Origin of the sequence: Ornithinibacillus gellani, from assembly GCF_003730295.1 — a bacterium.
Taxonomy (GTDB): domain Bacteria; phylum Bacillota; class Bacilli; order Bacillales; family Amphibacillaceae; genus Ornithinibacillus_A; species Ornithinibacillus_A gellani.
This window is the reverse complement of record NZ_QTSZ01000011.1, coordinates 14,082-30,112: the sequence shown is the minus strand read 5'-3', so window position 1 is coordinate 30,112 and position 16,031 is coordinate 14,082. Positions and strand designations below refer to the sequence as shown.

14 protein-coding genes and 2 tRNA genes are annotated in these 16,031 nt (G+C 37.5%); 15 read left to right on the top strand and 1 reads right to left on the bottom strand.

Annotated elements, in window-relative coordinates; genetic code table 11:
* The first annotated feature begins 2 nt into the window (after window positions 1-2).
* From DX933_RS02830 to DX933_RS02775, 11 genes are all read left to right on the top strand, one after another.
* Complete coding sequence (locus tag DX933_RS02830) at window positions 3-515, top strand: YfcE family phosphodiesterase (protein WP_190279387.1); 513 nt, start codon at window positions 3-5, stop codon at window positions 513-515.
* Between the two features lie 358 nt (window positions 516-873).
* Window positions 874-947 (top strand) — tRNA-Gly (locus DX933_RS02820).
* 9 nt (window positions 948-956) lie between these two features.
* Window positions 957-1,030: transfer RNA gene (locus DX933_RS02815), tRNA-Arg, on the top strand.
* Window positions 1,031-1,407: 377 nt separating this feature from the next.
* Window positions 1,408-2,391 (top strand): tetratricopeptide repeat protein, encoded by a 984-nt coding sequence (locus DX933_RS02810; RefSeq protein ID WP_123314967.1) that lies wholly within the window; start codon window positions 1,408-1,410, stop codon window positions 2,389-2,391.
* A 136-nt stretch (window positions 2,392-2,527) separates the two neighbouring features.
* Window positions 2,528-3,814, top strand: coding sequence for a trigger factor (gene tig, locus DX933_RS02805; protein ID WP_123314966.1), 1,287 nt, complete (start codon window positions 2,528-2,530; stop codon window positions 3,812-3,814).
* Window positions 3,815-4,215: 401 nt separating this feature from the next.
* Window positions 4,216-5,493 (top strand): ATP-dependent protease ATP-binding subunit ClpX, encoded by a 1,278-nt coding sequence (gene clpX, locus DX933_RS02800; RefSeq protein WP_123314965.1) that lies wholly within the window; start codon window positions 4,216-4,218, stop codon window positions 5,491-5,493.
* 353 nt (window positions 5,494-5,846) lie between these two features.
* Window positions 5,847-8,177 carry an endopeptidase La gene (gene lon, locus DX933_RS02795; RefSeq protein WP_123314964.1) on the top strand — a complete coding sequence of 777 codons (2,331 nt, stop codon included), beginning with the start codon at window positions 5,847-5,849 and terminating at the stop codon, window positions 8,175-8,177.
* Window positions 8,164-8,751, top strand: a complete 588-nt coding sequence (yihA, locus tag DX933_RS02790) for a ribosome biogenesis GTP-binding protein YihA/YsxC (protein WP_123314963.1) — start codon at window positions 8,164-8,166, stop codon at window positions 8,749-8,751. The genes lon and yihA overlap by 14 nt, the downstream gene beginning before the upstream one ends.
* Window positions 8,752-9,065: 314 nt before the next feature.
* On the top strand, window positions 9,066-9,869 hold the full coding sequence (locus tag DX933_RS02785; RefSeq protein WP_123314962.1) for a transporter substrate-binding domain-containing protein: 804 nt from the start codon (window positions 9,066-9,068) through the stop codon (window positions 9,867-9,869).
* A gap of 154 nt (window positions 9,870-10,023) precedes the next feature.
* Window positions 10,024-10,641 carry an amino acid ABC transporter permease gene (locus DX933_RS02780; RefSeq protein ID WP_123314998.1) on the top strand — a complete coding sequence of 206 codons (618 nt, stop codon included), beginning with the start codon at window positions 10,024-10,026 and terminating at the stop codon, window positions 10,639-10,641.
* Window positions 10,642-10,650: 9 nt separating this feature from the next.
* A complete protein-coding gene (locus DX933_RS02775; protein ID WP_123314961.1) occupies window positions 10,651-11,391 on the top strand; it encodes an amino acid ABC transporter ATP-binding protein in 741 nt (246 codons plus the stop codon).
* A gap of 25 nt (window positions 11,392-11,416) precedes the next feature.
* Here DX933_RS02775 and DX933_RS02770 read toward each other — a convergent pair whose 3' ends face one another.
* Window positions 11,417-11,899: a LiaI-LiaF-like domain-containing protein gene (locus DX933_RS02770; protein ID WP_123314960.1), complete on the bottom strand. Its 483-nt coding sequence runs from the start codon at window positions 11,897-11,899 to the stop codon at window positions 11,417-11,419.
* Between the two features lie 199 nt (window positions 11,900-12,098).
* On the opposite strand from DX933_RS02770, the gene hemA reads away from it, so the two are divergent.
* From hemA to DX933_RS02750, 4 genes are read left to right on the top strand one after another with little or no spacing between them, the layout of a single operon-like run.
* Window positions 12,099-13,472: a glutamyl-tRNA reductase gene (gene hemA, locus DX933_RS02765; protein WP_123314959.1), complete on the top strand. Its 1,374-nt coding sequence runs from the start codon at window positions 12,099-12,101 to the stop codon at window positions 13,470-13,472.
* Window positions 13,473-13,490: 18 nt separating this feature from the next.
* The gene (gene ccsA, locus DX933_RS02760) at window positions 13,491-14,309 is read left to right on the top strand and encodes a cytochrome c biogenesis protein CcsA (protein ID WP_123314958.1); all 819 of its coding nucleotides are present in this window, start codon (window positions 13,491-13,493) and stop codon (window positions 14,307-14,309) included.
* A 15-nt stretch (window positions 14,310-14,324) separates the two neighbouring features.
* The gene (gene hemC, locus DX933_RS02755; RefSeq protein ID WP_123314957.1) at window positions 14,325-15,254 is read left to right on the top strand and encodes a hydroxymethylbilane synthase; all 930 of its coding nucleotides are present in this window, start codon (window positions 14,325-14,327) and stop codon (window positions 15,252-15,254) included.
* Window positions 15,254-16,027 carry a uroporphyrinogen-III synthase gene (locus DX933_RS02750; protein WP_123314956.1) on the top strand — a complete coding sequence of 258 codons (774 nt, stop codon included), beginning with the start codon at window positions 15,254-15,256 and terminating at the stop codon, window positions 16,025-16,027. The genes hemC and DX933_RS02750 overlap by 1 nt, the downstream gene beginning before the upstream one ends.
* Window positions 16,028-16,031: the final 4 nt, after the last annotated feature.

Here is a 16,031-nt window from a genome sequence, read left to right as displayed (position 1 = left end):
ATTTGTATGAAGTATTAATTATGAGTGATAGTCATGGATTAACTTCTGAAGTGGAAGAAATAAAACATCGTCATCAACTGAAGCATATGATTCATTGTGGGGATTCCGAATTGAAATATGATTCCTCGGAAATGCAAGGGTTGCATCGTGTGGCTGGAAATTGTGATTATGATGCAACATACCCTAAAGAATTGCAGTTAGATATAGGTGGACTCAAATTTTTCATCACGCATGGACATTTACATCGGGTGAATACAGGTTTGTCAACCATAGCCTATCGAGCGGAAGAAGTAGGCGCACAAATTGTTTGCTATGGTCACACTCACTTTGCTCAAGCGAAGATAATGGAAAATCAATTATTTATTAATCCAGGAAGTATACGATCTCCAAGGGGAAGGGCTGAAAAAACATATGCCATTCTGAGTTGGCAAGATTCAAACGATGTAACAATTCAATATTATTTTCCGAATGGACAAGCCATTTCAGACATGACATATTCATTTAATTTTGCCTAGCTATGTCATGGAAAGCGGGAAATCAAATCGGATTTTCCGCTTATCCATTACATCATAAAAAAACAGTTGACAAACTTTCTCATAGTACATATAATAACACTTGTGACCAAAAAGACATGCATACATAAGCATCTTCGAATAAACTTTAAGATGTAGGGGCATGATTGCGTAAAAAACAAAATACGGTAGCTTTTCAATTATCATGCGGGTGTAGTTTAGTGGTAAAACCTCAGCCACGAGCGATTCATCCACCGAGTTAGCTTCGAGTTGCCCCGAAGCACAAGCATCATCGAATAATCTATAAGATGCAGGGGCATAATTGCGTAAAAATAAAATACGGTAGCTTTTCAATTATCATGCGGGTGTAGTTTAGTGGTAAAACCTCAGCCTTCCAAGCTGATGATGAGGGTTCGATTCCCTTCACCCGCTCCATACATATTTGTCCCAGTAGCTCAGCTGGATAGAGCAACAGCCTTCTAAGCTGTGGGTCGCAGGTTCGAATCCTGCCTGGGACGTATCGAAAAACCTTGCAAACATATAGTTTGTAGGGTTTTTAATTTTTGGGAAAATACATGAAGAGCCTTAAAAAGATAGTAACTGGATACGATATAAGATAAACACCCAAACATCTCAAAATATTTGGTTTCTATTATCTCCATTGAAGCAGTGTTGTTTTATCCAATATTATATATGGTCCAGTTAATTATAATTCGCTAAAGAAAGGACAAGTATGTAAAATAAACGATAACATTGCAACTATGTCTTCTTGGGAAAATGGAGATTGTAAAAAATATCCGTGGATATTGAAGGATTTCAGTTTACAAACTATAATTACGGGAATGTATTTATATTAAACATTTAGGTAAAACAAAAATCAGAAAGGAGGGACATTATGGAACATGACAAAGAAAATGAAAATCTAATTATTTTTCCGAAATGGCGCCATGCTTTAGAAGAAAAAAGTCTTGCCGCGTTGAAAGAAAAAAAGTACGATGAAGCCCTTGCACAGCTGGATGAATTACTGAGTTATCAAATTGTAAATCATGAAATTATTATTGGGAAGCTAATTTGTTTGATGGAACTTGGTCGCTATGATGAAGCACAGGATTTGTGTGAAGATGTCATTCATGAAAAGGATGAAAATTATTATCATTATGTACATATTTATTTAACGATATTATTCCAAACGAATCAGTATCGTCTTTTAATGGAACAAGTGGAATTGGAACTGGAGAAAGAGAAGCTGCCGCCAATGATACAAGAGCAGTTTATGCAATTGTATAACTTAAGCGAGAAAATGGAGCAGCAATTGGATACGGAAAAAACTTCGATTTATCTAGATAAGTTTCGGGAAGCTATATCCCATGAAGACTTTCGTCAGCAATGGCTTCAAATGGAGAATATCCGCAAAATCCATGCTGCACCAGTACATGAAATTATTTCATTGCTTAATGATGAAAAAATTCATCCAGTTGTACAAACGTCGATATTTGAATGGTTACAGGAAATTGATTATCCAGAGCAAGTTAAAGTGAGAAAACTAGGATTAAGTTGGAAGGATTTGCCTATTGAACAGTATGAAATGCATGATCATCCCACTTACAAACGTATCCTATTAGCTATTCGCGATCAAGAACAAAAGAATCCAACTCAATATGAACTCTTGAAGCAGCTATTGCATCAGTATACATATGTTAGATTTCCGATTATGCCACCGACAAAGGATACTTCAGACATAGCGGAGGCTTTGCGATTAATAGTTGAACAAGGTTTTACTTCCAAGGAAATCAATCATGTTTCGAATCCTTTGGTTAAACAATACATAGATGAAATTAATATGTGTGCACATTTATATAATAGTGTCATCGAGGATTAGCAATTCACGCAAATGCTTGAAAGCAAAGTGAATTATGTTATAATAAGATGGTTGTAAATTTGCTTCTCTACGGCATACTCATAATCAACACAAATATAAAAATAAAATATCAGAATTGATTCTGGAGGGAATTTTTATGTCAGCTAAATGGGAAAAACAAGAAGGAAATGAAGGAGTATTAACGATAGAAGTGAGTCCTGAAGCATTTGAAACTGCTTTAGATAAAGCTTTTAAAAAGGTTGTTAAAACAGTACAAGTTCCTGGTTTCCGTAAAGGGAAAATGCCGCGTGGAATGTTTGAAAAACGTTTTGGTGTTGAATCTTTATACCAGGATGCGATTGATTTTGTATTACCTGAAGCTTACCGTAATGCAATCGAAGAAACAGGTATTGAGCCAATTGATCAGCCATCTGTAGATATTGATGAAATCGAAAGAGGTAAAACACTTGTATTTACTGCTAAAGTTGCAGTCAAGCCAGAAGTTGAATTAGGAGATTATAAAGGGCTTGAAGTGGAAGAACAAGACGTAGAGGTAACAGATGAAGATGTAGACAAAGAACTAGAGCACCAGCGTGAGCATCATGCAGAGCTTGTTCTTAAAGAAGATGGAGTTGTTGAAGAAGGCGATACCGTCGTTATGGATTTTGAAGGATTTCTTGATGGAGAAGCTTTCGAAGGTGGAAAAGGTGAAAATCATTCCTTGGAAATTGGCTCTGGTCAATTTATTCCTGGCTTTGAAGAACAATTAATTGGTAAAAATGCGAATGAAGAAACTGAAATTGAAGTTACTTTCCCGGAAGATTATCACGCGGAAGAGCTTGCAGGCAAAAAATCAGTGTTCAAGGTTAATATTCACGAGATTAAAGTGAAGGAATTACCAGAACTAGATGATGAGTTTGCAAAAGACGTGGATGATGAAGTGGAAACTTTAGATGAATTAAAAGCTAAGAAAAAAGAACAACTAGCTGCTGAAAAGAAACAGGCCGCTGAAAATCAAACACGTGAGACACTTATTGAAGCTGCATCCAATAACGCAACAGTTGAAATTCCGGATGTAATGGTTCAATCTGAATTGGATCAAATGTTCCGCGAGTTTGAACAACGTCTACAAATGCAAGGTATGACTTTAGAAATGTACTTCCAATTCTCTGGTCAGGATGAAGAGGCGTTGAAAGATCAAATGCGTGAAGATGCTGAAAAACGTGTTAAAACAAACCTTGTATTGGAAGCAATTGTAAAAGCTGAAAATATTGAGGCATCTGAAGAAGATATAAATGAAGAACTAGAAAAAATGTCTTCTATGTATAATACAGATGTAGACAATTTAAAACAAATGCTTGGTGGAAATGTGGATGCTGTGAAGCAGGATCTTACTTTTAGAAAAGCAATTGAATTTTTAGTTGAGCATAGCAAAACAAAATAATATTCTGTAAAAAACAAGGTGTTATGGATACACCTTGTTTTTTTATGCCTGCAATACTGGCATGGAAAGGATGTAACCACAGGGTAATAATCACTTCAAAATATTTAACATATAATGCTTGGTACATAAGTATTGATTTAAAGATTATATTTCATCTATTCACATATAATACAAGTATGATTAGTTGACATTTCATTAAAACGCTCCATAATAAAAACATGAACCAAAAATCCTGAAGACCGAAAACAAAGTCATCGGTGGCAGATGTAGATATAGTAAAATCAGTAGCTGAAAGTAATGTGTTTTATTTTGTTTTCTAAAAGGGTTCTGATATGATAACAGTGAATGTTGCATGATGTTTCGGATTCAAAGGTGATCTAAATTTTTAGGGGTGAACATTAATGTTTAAGTTTAATGAAGAAAAAGGACAATTGAAATGTTCGTTTTGCGGCAAGAGTCAGGAACAGGTAAGAAAGCTTGTTGCTGGACCCGGCGTTTATATATGTGATGAATGTATTGATCTATGCACAGAAATCGTAGAAGAAGAGCTGGGTTCTGAAGAGGAATCTGAGTTCAAAGAGGTTCCAAAACCGAAAGAAATTTGTGAAATACTTGATGATTATGTGATTGGTCAAGAACAAGCTAAAAAGAATCTTTCTGTAGCAGTGTACAACCATTATAAGCGGATTAATTCCATGACTTCTACTGATGATGTCGAATTGGCCAAAAGTAATATTGCAATGATTGGACCAACAGGTAGCGGGAAAACGTTACTGGCACAGACGCTTGCAAGAATCTTAAATGTCCCTTTTGCCATGGCAGATGCTACGTCATTGACAGAAGCTGGGTACGTTGGGGAGGATGTAGAAAATATCCTGCTTAAATTAATCCAAGCAGCAGACTATGATGTAGAAAAGGCCGAAAAAGGTATTATTTATATTGATGAAATTGATAAAGTTGCAAGAAAATCAGAAAACCCATCCATTACAAGAGATGTTTCTGGAGAGGGTGTACAGCAGGCATTATTGAAGATTCTTGAGGGGACAGTAGCGAGCGTACCTCCACAGGGTGGTCGTAAACATCCGCATCAAGAATTTATTCAGATTGATACAACAAATATATTGTTTATTTGCGGTGGTGCGTTTGACGGAATTGACCAGATCATCAAACGCCGTCTGGGTAAAAAGGTTATTGGTTTTGGTGCGAACGAACAGGAGAAGGAATTAGAGCTTGGTCAGCTGCTGTCGAAAGTGTTGCCAGAAGACTTGTTGCGTTACGGTTTGATTCCAGAATTTATCGGACGTTTGCCTATCATCGGAAGTCTTGAACCTTTAGATAAGGATGCACTGGTTCAAATATTGACACAACCTAAAAATGCATTGGTAAAACAATATTCCAAGTTATTTCAAATGGACAATGTTGAATTGGAGTTTGAAGAAGACGCACTAACGGAGATTGCGAAGCGTGCAATTGAAAGAAAAACTGGTGCACGTGGTTTACGATCCATTATTGAAAGTATTATGCTCGATGTAATGTTTGAACTACCATCACGTGAAGACATTGAAAAATGTGTCATCACGAAAGAAACTGTTGTATCCGAAACAGGCAGTCCTAAATTAATATTCCATGATGGAACAATTAAGGAAGAGAACGAAAAACTGCCAAAAGAAAGTGCATAAACGGTAAAAATGTATGGAGACTGACTTGGCGAACGCTTTATTTAACTGGGTTCAGACAGTTAAGCAGTGCGGAACCGAGTCAGTCTTATTTAAAAGGTAAACATAATGACTATCGCACAATCAATTTTACAGTTGAACCTCTATCCATGTTTGTTTATTGGCGATGGAGGGAAACATTTATTATTGTGCCCGATTGTTTTTGGCATGAATCTGCCTATATACATATATAAAACCTTGAAAGCGTATGCTAAGTTTGGCATACTTTTATGTTTTTTTGAAAAAACATAGCTGAACATATGTACAATTTTACGTACAAGAATAGAATGAACAAATACACAACGGAGGTCCGAATGATGACGAACAACTTCGAACAACTCCCCCTCCTTCCTTTGCGCGGTTTACTTGTCTTTCCTTCCATGGTTCTTCATCTTGATGTTGGAAGAGATAAATCTATTCAAGCTTTGGAAAAATCAATGATGGGAAACCAGACAATCCTTTTGGCTGCACAAAAAAAGGTCAGCTTAGACGAACCTAAACCAAAGGATATTTATCGAGTCGGCACGATTTCCAAAGTAAAGCAAATGTTAAAACTTCCAAACGGAACGATACGTGTGCTTGTGGAAGGGCTGCAACGCTGTGAAATTAAGCGTTATGTGGAAGAGGAAGAAGAATTTATTGTAGAAATAGAAAGATTAGACGAAATCTCAGCTAACCAAGCAGAGGAAGAAGCTTTAATGCGTTCCCTGTTAAAGCAGTTTGAACAGTTTTTAAAGCTATCTCGTAAGAAAACGCAAGAAACCTTTGCAACTGTATCTGATATTGAAGAACCCGGAAGACTAGCTGATATGATTGCTTCACATTTACCTTTAAAACTAAAAGAGAAACAACTGCTACTTGAAACAGTAGATATAAAAGAAAGGTATCAGCAGCTAATTAAATTTATTTCTAATGAAAAAAAGGTAATGGATTTAGAGAAGAAAATTGGGCAACGCGTCAAGAGTTCAATGGAGAAGACGCAAAAAGAATATTACTTGCGCGAACAAATGAAAGCCATCCAGAAAGAATTAGGTGAAAAAGACGGCAAGCATGGTGAAATAGAAGACTTGCGAGAGAAGTTTGAACAGTCTGGAATGCCTGACCGTGTCCTTCAAGTTGCGTTGAAGGAACTGGATCGGTATGAAAAAGTGCCGCAAAGTTCAGCAGAAAGCTCGGTTATTCGAAACTATTTGGAATGGCTGCTCGTTCTGCCATGGACTGAAAAAACAGAAGATACAATTGAAATTGCGAAAGCACAGCAAATTCTAGACCAAGATCATTACGGACTAAGTAAAGTGAAAGAGCGGGTATTGGAGTACTTAGCGGTAAAGAAATTGACAGAGACAATCAAAGGTCCAATTCTTTGTTTGGTCGGTCCCCCAGGTGTTGGTAAAACATCGCTGGCAAAGTCAATTGCGAAATCCATTAACCGCAAGTTTGTTCGCATTTCTTTGGGTGGAATTCGAGATGAGGCTGAAATTAGAGGGCATAGAAGGACATATATTGGTGCTATGCCAGGAAGAATTATTCAAGGAATGAAAAAAGCCAAGACGATAAATCCAGTTTTTTTATTAGATGAGATTGATAAAATGTCAAATGATTTTCGCGGGGATCCATCCTCTGCGATGCTCGAGGTATTGGATCCGGAGCAAAATAGCAATTTTAGTGATCATTTTATCGAAGAGACGTATGACCTATCCAATGTATTATTTGTAGCAACTGCAAACTATGTCAATAATATACCAGGGCCTTTACTGGATCGGATGGAGCTCATTTCAATTGCTGGATATACAGAAGTGGAGAAGCTTCATATCGCTAAGGAGCATTTATTACCGAAGCAGTTGAAAGAAAATGGACTACAAAAAGGCAGTCTGCAAATACGTGATGAAGCTTTACAAAAATTAATTCGGAGATATACACGTGAAGCAGGAGTTCGTGGATTAGAAAGACAGTTAGCAACATTATGTCGCAAAACAGCAAAAATTATTGTATCAAGTCAGAAAAAACGTGTGATTGTTACCGAGAAAACGATAGAAGAGTTATTAGGAAAACCCATGTTTCGTTATGGCTTAATGGAGATAGAGGATCAGGTTGGTGCAGCTACAGGTCTTGCCTATACATCCGCGGGTGGAGACACACTATCCATTGAGGTATCTCATTACCCTGGAAAAGGTAAATTAACACTGACTGGGAAACTGGGCGAGGTCATGCGGGAATCCGCACAAGCGGCCTTCAGCTATATTCGTTCCCGTGCTGAAGAATTACAAATTGATCCAGCCTTTTATGAAAAATATGATATTCATATTCATGTACCTGAGGGAGCAACACCAAAGGATGGTCCTTCGGCAGGAATTACGATGGCAACAGCGCTTGTTTCTGCTTTAACAGGGAGAGCAGTTCGTAAAGAGGTTGGCATGACTGGTGAAATTACTTTGCGTGGACGCGTACTGCCAATTGGTGGATTAAAAGAAAAATCATTAAGTGCCCACAGAGCAGGTATTTCTACAATCATTATGCCAAAAGAAAATGTAAAAGATCTCGATGATATTCCAAAAAGCGTGCGGGATGAATTGCGATTTATTCCAGTTAGTCACTTAGACGAGGTGCTTAAGCACGCATTGGTGGGGGAAACGCATGAAGATAACTAAAGCAGAAATTGTAATCAGTGCAGTAAGTCAAAAACAGTATCCAACCGAAGGAATACCAGAAATTGCACTGGCTGGACGATCAAATGTTGGTAAATCATCCTTTATCAATAAAATGATCAATCGAAAAAATTTAGCCCGGACTTCCTCCAAACCTGGTAAAACACAGACTTTAAATTTTTATAAATTAAATGATGCTTTTTATTTTGTAGATGTTCCAGGATATGGATATGCCAAAATATCAAAGAAAGAAAGAGAGAAATGGGGCGGCATGATGGAGGAATATTTCCAAACAAGAGAAACACTAAAAGCAGTGTTGCTTGTTACGGATATTCGCCATGAGCCAACAAAGGACGATATTCAAATGTATGCATATCTCAAGCACTTTCAATTGCCGGTAGTCGTTGTCGCAACAAAAATGGATAAGATTCCAAAGGGGAAGCGAATGAAGCATGTAAATCGGACGATACAAGCATTAAACATGCAGCAAGAGGATGCTATTATCCCTTTTTCAGCAGAAACCGGAGAAGGTAAGGATTTGGCCTGGGAAACACTTCGATCTTATTTAAATCATTAATTATATGACAGCATTCCTTGAAAAAGGGGTGTTGTTTTTTTATTTATACAGCTTACCTTTACGAGGAACAGCCTTCATCCTGTGAAGCAGAATATTATTTATGAGAATTAACAGAATCATATGACAGAGGATACGTGCGTATTTGTAAGGATACATACGAATGATGGAGTTATATTCATCATATAATTCAGTACGTCACTTAAGCTTGGTATATACGATCAAATGATATTATGGAAAATGCTTTATTATTGCTATTATTTATTCAAGTGACAATTTTATATGGAAAAATAGAAAGAAGGAAGGATGTTTAACACGTGAAAAAACTGAATTTTGCATTAATTTTATTGCTATCCTTTTTTGTTTTAGCTGCATGTGGCAGTGACAAAGATAGCGATGCGGAAAGTAATGAAGGGAACCATGATCAACCCTATGAATTGGTGAAGAGTGGAACATTTACATTTGCTTCATCTGGTGAATTCAAACCGTTCAGCTATATAGAAAGTGATGGTACCATGACAGGATTTGATGTTGAAGTAGGGATGGCAATTGCAGAAGAACTTGGATTAGAAGCAGCTCAAGAGCGTTATAAGTTTTCCGCAATTGTTGAAGGCGTGAAAACCGGCAGATTTGATGCTGCTGTAGCAAGTCACACAATTACACCAGAGCGTGCTGAAAATGTGGACTTTTCCACACCATATTATTATTCTGGTGCACAAATATTTGTTCGTCCAGATAGTGATATTGAAACACTTGAGGACCTAAAGGATTTAGAAATCGGTTTATCGAAAGGATCTACTTACACAGAATACGCAGAACAGGTTACAGACAATGTGAAAACATATGACAGTGATGTAGTCGCATTACAAGCCTTGGAAAAAGGACATCACGATGCAGTAATTACTGACTTTTTAACCGGTAAGGAAGCAATTGGAAGTGGCTTGGATATTGAAGGAAAAGAATTAATTGAAAGAAGTGAACAGGCAGTTGCAATTTCCAAGGATAATCCTGAATTATTAGATGCTGTCAATGAAGCGTTAGACACATTACGTGAGAATGGAAAACTAAAAGAACTTAGTGAAAAGTATTTTGACTCTGATATCACTGAAGCACCTGAGTAAGACAACGTCGACAAATACAATGGGAAAGTTTGCCCTTTGTCGTGGGACAAAGGGCACTATTTTTCTTGTTAATTCGATAGGAATGGAGCGTTGAAGATTGGAATTTATAGATTATATCGGTCATTTATGGGATACATTAATCGCAAGTAAAGGTATGTTTTATGAAGCTACAAAGTTAACCTTAAAATTAACCGTTGTTTCCATATTTATTGCGATATTTGTAGGTTTATTTTTTGCATTGTTAAAAATATCTGGAGTGAAGCCATTTGTCTGGATCTCCAATGCTTACATCTTTATTGTACGTGGAACGCCGTTAATCGTTCAAATTTTCATCTTTTACTATGGATTATCCTATGGTTCCCTTCAAATCAGTGGCTTTTGGTCTGCGGCATTAGGACTAGCATTCCATAATGGCGCTTATATTGCGGAAATATTTCGTGGTGCCATTCAATCCATTGGAAAAGGTCAAACGGAAGCTGGGCGTTCTATTGGAATGACTAGCGGGCAAACAATGCTACGGATTATTTTGCCGCAAGCATTGAGAAGAGCATTACCACCATTAGGTAATCAATTCATCATTGGTTTAAAAGATTCTTCACTAGCTGCATTTGTTGGGCTGGCAGAATTATTCAATGTGTCGACCACAATGGGATCAAACACATTTGATTTCATGACATGGTTAATCATTGGTGCCGTTTATTACTTAATTCTGGTATTTATTTTAACGATGCTAGTTGGATATACGGAGAAAAAACTGGCGATTGGGGATTAGGAGGATTCCATGGCTGAAAGCAGAGAGATGATTCGTGTAGAAAAGTTGAATAAACATTTTGGTGATTTACATGTATTAAAGGATATTGATTTAACTGTAGGCGAAAGTGATGTAGTCGTGTTAATTGGTGCAAGCGGCTCGGGTAAAAGTACATTGCTGCGATGCTTAAATTTTTTAGAAATTAAAAATAGCGGCTCCGTTATAATAGAGGGAGAAGCTATTGACCCTAAAAAAGCAAATTTAAATCAGATACGTCAGAAGGTTGGCATGGTTTTTCAGCATTTTAATTTATTTCCACATAAAACAGTATTACAAAATGTTATTGAAGGGCCCATTCAGGTAAAAAAGATGAAACGTGCAACTGCGATAAAGGAAGGTAAGGAATTACTAGAAAAGGTTGGTCTAGCAGATAAAACAAATGTGTATCCTGATAAATTGTCTGGCGGACAAAAACAACGGGTTGCCATTGCACGCTCTTTGGCCATGAAACCAGATATTATGCTGTTTGATGAACCAACATCTGCTTTAGACCCGGAGTTGGTTGGTGAAGTATTAACCACAATGAAGCAACTGGCAAACGAAGGAATGACAATGGTAGTTGTAACACATGAGATGGGCTTTGCCAGAGAGGTGTCAGATTCTGTTGTGTATATGCATGAGGGAAGAATTGTGGAACGGGGAAAAGCTGAAGATATATTTGACAATCCACAGGAAGAAAGAACAAAGGCTTTCTTAAGCTCCATCTTATAAAAGAAAAAATAGTCCGTTGACCGGACTATTTTTTCTTTGTTAACAGATAAATACCTACTATGATTAACGCGATTGGCCAATAGGTCTCCAGAAATTGAAATAGGGAAGGAATCCATTGGAAAGTCTCCTGAAATTTAACGGAATAAACCATTAATAAAGAGAAAATAGTAAGTCCTGCACCAATGAGCAATCCATGCTTGGTTTTGGTATAACGAACCAAGAATGCGATACCAACGATGAGTGGATACATGGCCCAATGGTTAATCCAAAAAGAATAATGCTCCAACCCGTGGAAGTGTAGTCCAAGACCAAGCAGGATGGTGCCAGTAAATAAATGTTGATAGTCCTTTGAACGATAGCTGTGAATTAAAAATGCAAGTCCTATAATAATTAATAAGGTTGGCCAAGAATAAAAATTAGTTAAAATGGGTACCTTTAATTGTCTTAATAGAAAAAAGGCTCCCAAACCGACCAATACATAGCCTGCAAAAGCATGTTGACGTTTCACATAACCCCTCCAATTTTTGGAAGTAATCTATTTTTATATGTAGCTTCCAAAGCAAGTATAATTAATATACGTATAATCGTACCATATTGTTTCATAAACTGGTCACATTGTGAAATAATAGGGATGCTTTCATATGTTATAATTATAATTACTATTGACTTTTTTAAGCAATCTCTTAGTCATTTGGAGGAGAGATAACGTGCATATCATTAAGGTTGGGTTTAATTATAGAAAGGCACCGGTGGAAATAAGGGAAAAGTTTGCCTTCTCTGATGACTCACTTCATCAAGCAAATCAGATGTTAAAAACACAGAAGAGTATTTTGGAGAACGTCATCTTGTCTACTTGTAATCGTACAGAAATTTTTGCAGTAGTGGATCAGCTTCACACGGGTCGTTATTACATTAAACAATTTTTACAAAACTGGTTTCAAATGGAGCAAGACCAATTTGAGGGATATTTAGAATTCCATGAAAATGATGAAGCGATTGATTATTTATTTCATTTAGCTAGTGGATTAGATTCTATGGTGTTGGGTGAGACGCAAATTTTGGGTCAGGTCCGGGATGCCTTTTTATCCGCACAGGAAAATAAAACAACAGGTACGATATTTAACGAGTTGTTTAAGCAAGCTATTTCATTCGCCAAACGTGCACACCATGATACGGGCATCGGTGAAAAAGCAGTCTCAGTGAGTTATGCAGCAGTAGAACTGGCCAAAAAGATTTTCGGCAATTTAGAGCATAAACAAGTTGTTTTAATTGGTGCTGGTGAAATGGGCCGGTTAGCGGCACAAAATCTACATGGTTCAGGGGCAACTCATATTACTGTCGTGAATAGAACTTTTGAAAAGGCAAAGGAACTAGCTGCTATGTTTCATGCAGAGGCAGCACCTATTTCAAGTATTCCTGATTTATTAAAGGAAGCGGATATTTTAATTACATCAACAGGTTCTGATGAGTATATTTTAACAAAAGATGATTTTCAGTCTGTTTGTCGTTCCAGAAAAGGAGAACCTATCTTCCTAGTTGATATTGCGGTTCCCAGAGATATTGATCCAACCATTGCGGGGCTAGATGGTATCTTCTTATATGATATTGATGATCTGCAACATATCGTAGATGAAAATCTCGCAGAAAGAAAACAGGCAGCTGCAAAAATAACGGCTTTGATTCCTGGGGAAAAAGCTGCATTTAATGATTGGTTACGAACACTTGGAGTTGTACCAGTTATTACAGCTCTTCGCCAAAAAGCCTTGTCCATTCAAGCACAAACAATGGAGAGTATTGAACGTAAAATGCCTGATTTAACTGAGCGGGAAAGAAAAGTATTAAGTAAGCATACGAAAAGTATCATTAACCAGCTATTACGAGAACCGATTACTCAGGTTAAAGAACTGGCCGCAACAAAAGAATCAGATCAGATGTTAGATCTTTTCATCTCTATTTTTGGTATCGAAGCTGAGGTGGAAGAGGAATTAAATAAACAAGCGATAAAAATTGGGACAGCGAAGCAGACCAAGCCTCGGAAACAGCTCACATACTCCTTTGCTAGTACACCATTGAAAGACTAATCGGGAAGGGTTTCACACATGTATGAAGCAAAGTGGTTTTACGAACTCATTCTGATCATTTATGGTCTTAGTGTGGTTGGTTATTTTATTGATTTTATTCAACATAACCGGAAGGCAAATCGGGTCGCCTTCTGGTTTCTTTGCATCGTTTGGTCTATGCAAACAATTTATTTGGTTATCCAAGTATTTGTGCAAGGGGTTGTCCCATTTGCAACCGTTTTGGATAGTTTATTTTTCTACAGTTGGATTTTGGTAAGCTTTTCGTTATTAATTAATCGCATATTTCACGTGCATTTCATCATTTTGTTTACGAATATATTTAGTTTCTTTATTCTTCTCGTTCATATTTTATCCCGAGCAGAAGGTATGCAAGGAACTGGTATTGAACTTGTACATGAGGTACTTATAGCCCATATTGTACTTACCATTATTTCGTATGGTTTCTTTACCTTGTCATTTTTGTTCTCTTTCATGTACCAAATGCAATATTATATGCTAAAAGATAAACGTGGTCTGCGCTGGCTCTGGCGTTTTGCTGATTTAAAGAAACTAGATTCATTAGCTTTTGTAGCCATAACGATTGGAACACCAATATTGTTTATTGGTTTAATTCTTGGCTTTGTATGGGCATCTGTAGCGGAGACAGAATTTTACTTTTTCGATATGAAAGTGCTTGGTTCCGTTATTGTATTAATTGTTTATAGTGTTTATTTACTGCTTCGGTTGCTTGCTGGATATCGCGGCAAGACAATTGCTATGTATAATGCAGTCGCATTTCTTTGCTTGTTAATCAATTTCTTTTTATTTAGTACGTTGTCTAATTTCCACTTTAATTAAAGGAGGACATATTGTATGCGCAAGATTCAAGTAGGGACGAGAAAGAGTAATCTCGCTGTTACCCAAACAGAATGGGTAATCAGAGAGCTTCAAAAAGCAGGTATAACCAATCCGTTTGAAACGGTCAAAATATCTACCAAGGGTGATCAAATATTAAATGTGACCCTATCAAAAGTCGGTGGTAAAGGCTTGTTTGTAAAAGAATTGGAACAAGCAATGTATGATCAAGAGATTGACTTTGCTGTCCATAGCATGAAAGATATGCCAGCTATTATGCCATCTGGTTTAATGATTTCAACCATACCAGCTCGGGCAGACTATCGAGATGTACTTGTATCCAAAAGCGGCGAGAAATTAATGGAGTTGCCAGCGGGTGCGGTGATTGGTACAAGTAGTTTACGCCGTTCTTCACAAATTTTAGCCGCACGCCCGGATGTTAAGATTCAATGGATACGCGGCAATATTGAAACAAGACTACGTAAACTCCAAGAAGAAGACTATGATGCCATTATTCTCGCTGCTGCTGGATTAAAGCGAGTTGGCATGGATGAATCTATTATTACAGAATACTTGGATCCAAAGCTAGTCATTCCTGCTGTAGGTCAAGGGGCCCTGGCAATCGAATGCCGGGAAGCGGACGAGGAATTGAAAGACTTACTTGCTGTCATTGATGATTCGGAAACGCGGAAAACAGTAACTGCTGAACGCACATTCCTAAGTCTCTTAGAAGGAGGATGCCAGGTCCCAATTGGAGGATTTGCACAAGTGGATGGCAACGATATCGTTCTTTCTGCGTTTGTTGGTACACCAGACGGAAAAACCATCCTAAAGGAAACGGTTAGGGATACTGATCCAAAGGAAGCAGGAAAAAAAGCTGCTGAAAAGTTGCTTTCAAAAGGGGCAAAAGAAATAATCGATCAGGTCAAAAAGGAGCTAGACGCATAATGCGTGCAGGTTTAAAAGGGCAGAAAGTTTTGGTTACACGTGCTGCACATCAGGCTCAAGCGTTTTCAAAGCAAATTATCCGGAATGGGGGTATTTCCTATGAAATTCCATTGCTTGAGGTCGTGTGTAAACAAGAAGTCTGGAAGGATATGGATACAGTAAAGCTGATGGATTACGATTGGATTTTCTTTACCAGTGTCAATGGGGTACATTGCTTTTTTAACCATATGGAGTCCATTGGATTTGAAATGGAGCGTTTTGCTTCCCAACAATTTGCTGCAGTTGGACATAAGACGGAAGCGGTTCTTCAAGCGTATGACTTTAAAGCTGATTTTGTACCAACACTATATAATGCGGAGACGATGGCCAATGAATTTTTGCAACAATTTGAGCATCCGGGGAAAGTTTTGTTCATTCGAGGTAATCGCTCCAGGAATACATTATTAGAGGAATTTTCTAAAGCAGGACTTTCTTATGACTCGCTTGAAATTTATGATACAGATTTCCGATTATGTGCAAAACAGGAATTGGAGCATGCTTGGAATACCGTATCATTTGATTACATTACCTTTACGAGCCCTTCAGCGGTCGATGCGTTCTATAACATGTTAGAAACTACAGCTCAGCAGCATCATGAGCCGGTTTGTGTTTGTATTGGAACGACGACGGAGAAACGAGCTAAATACTATGGATTCCAACGGATTATCTATCCACAGCAATTCACGATAGATGATATGATTGATTGCATGATTAGCTATAATGAAAGGAAATGATAAA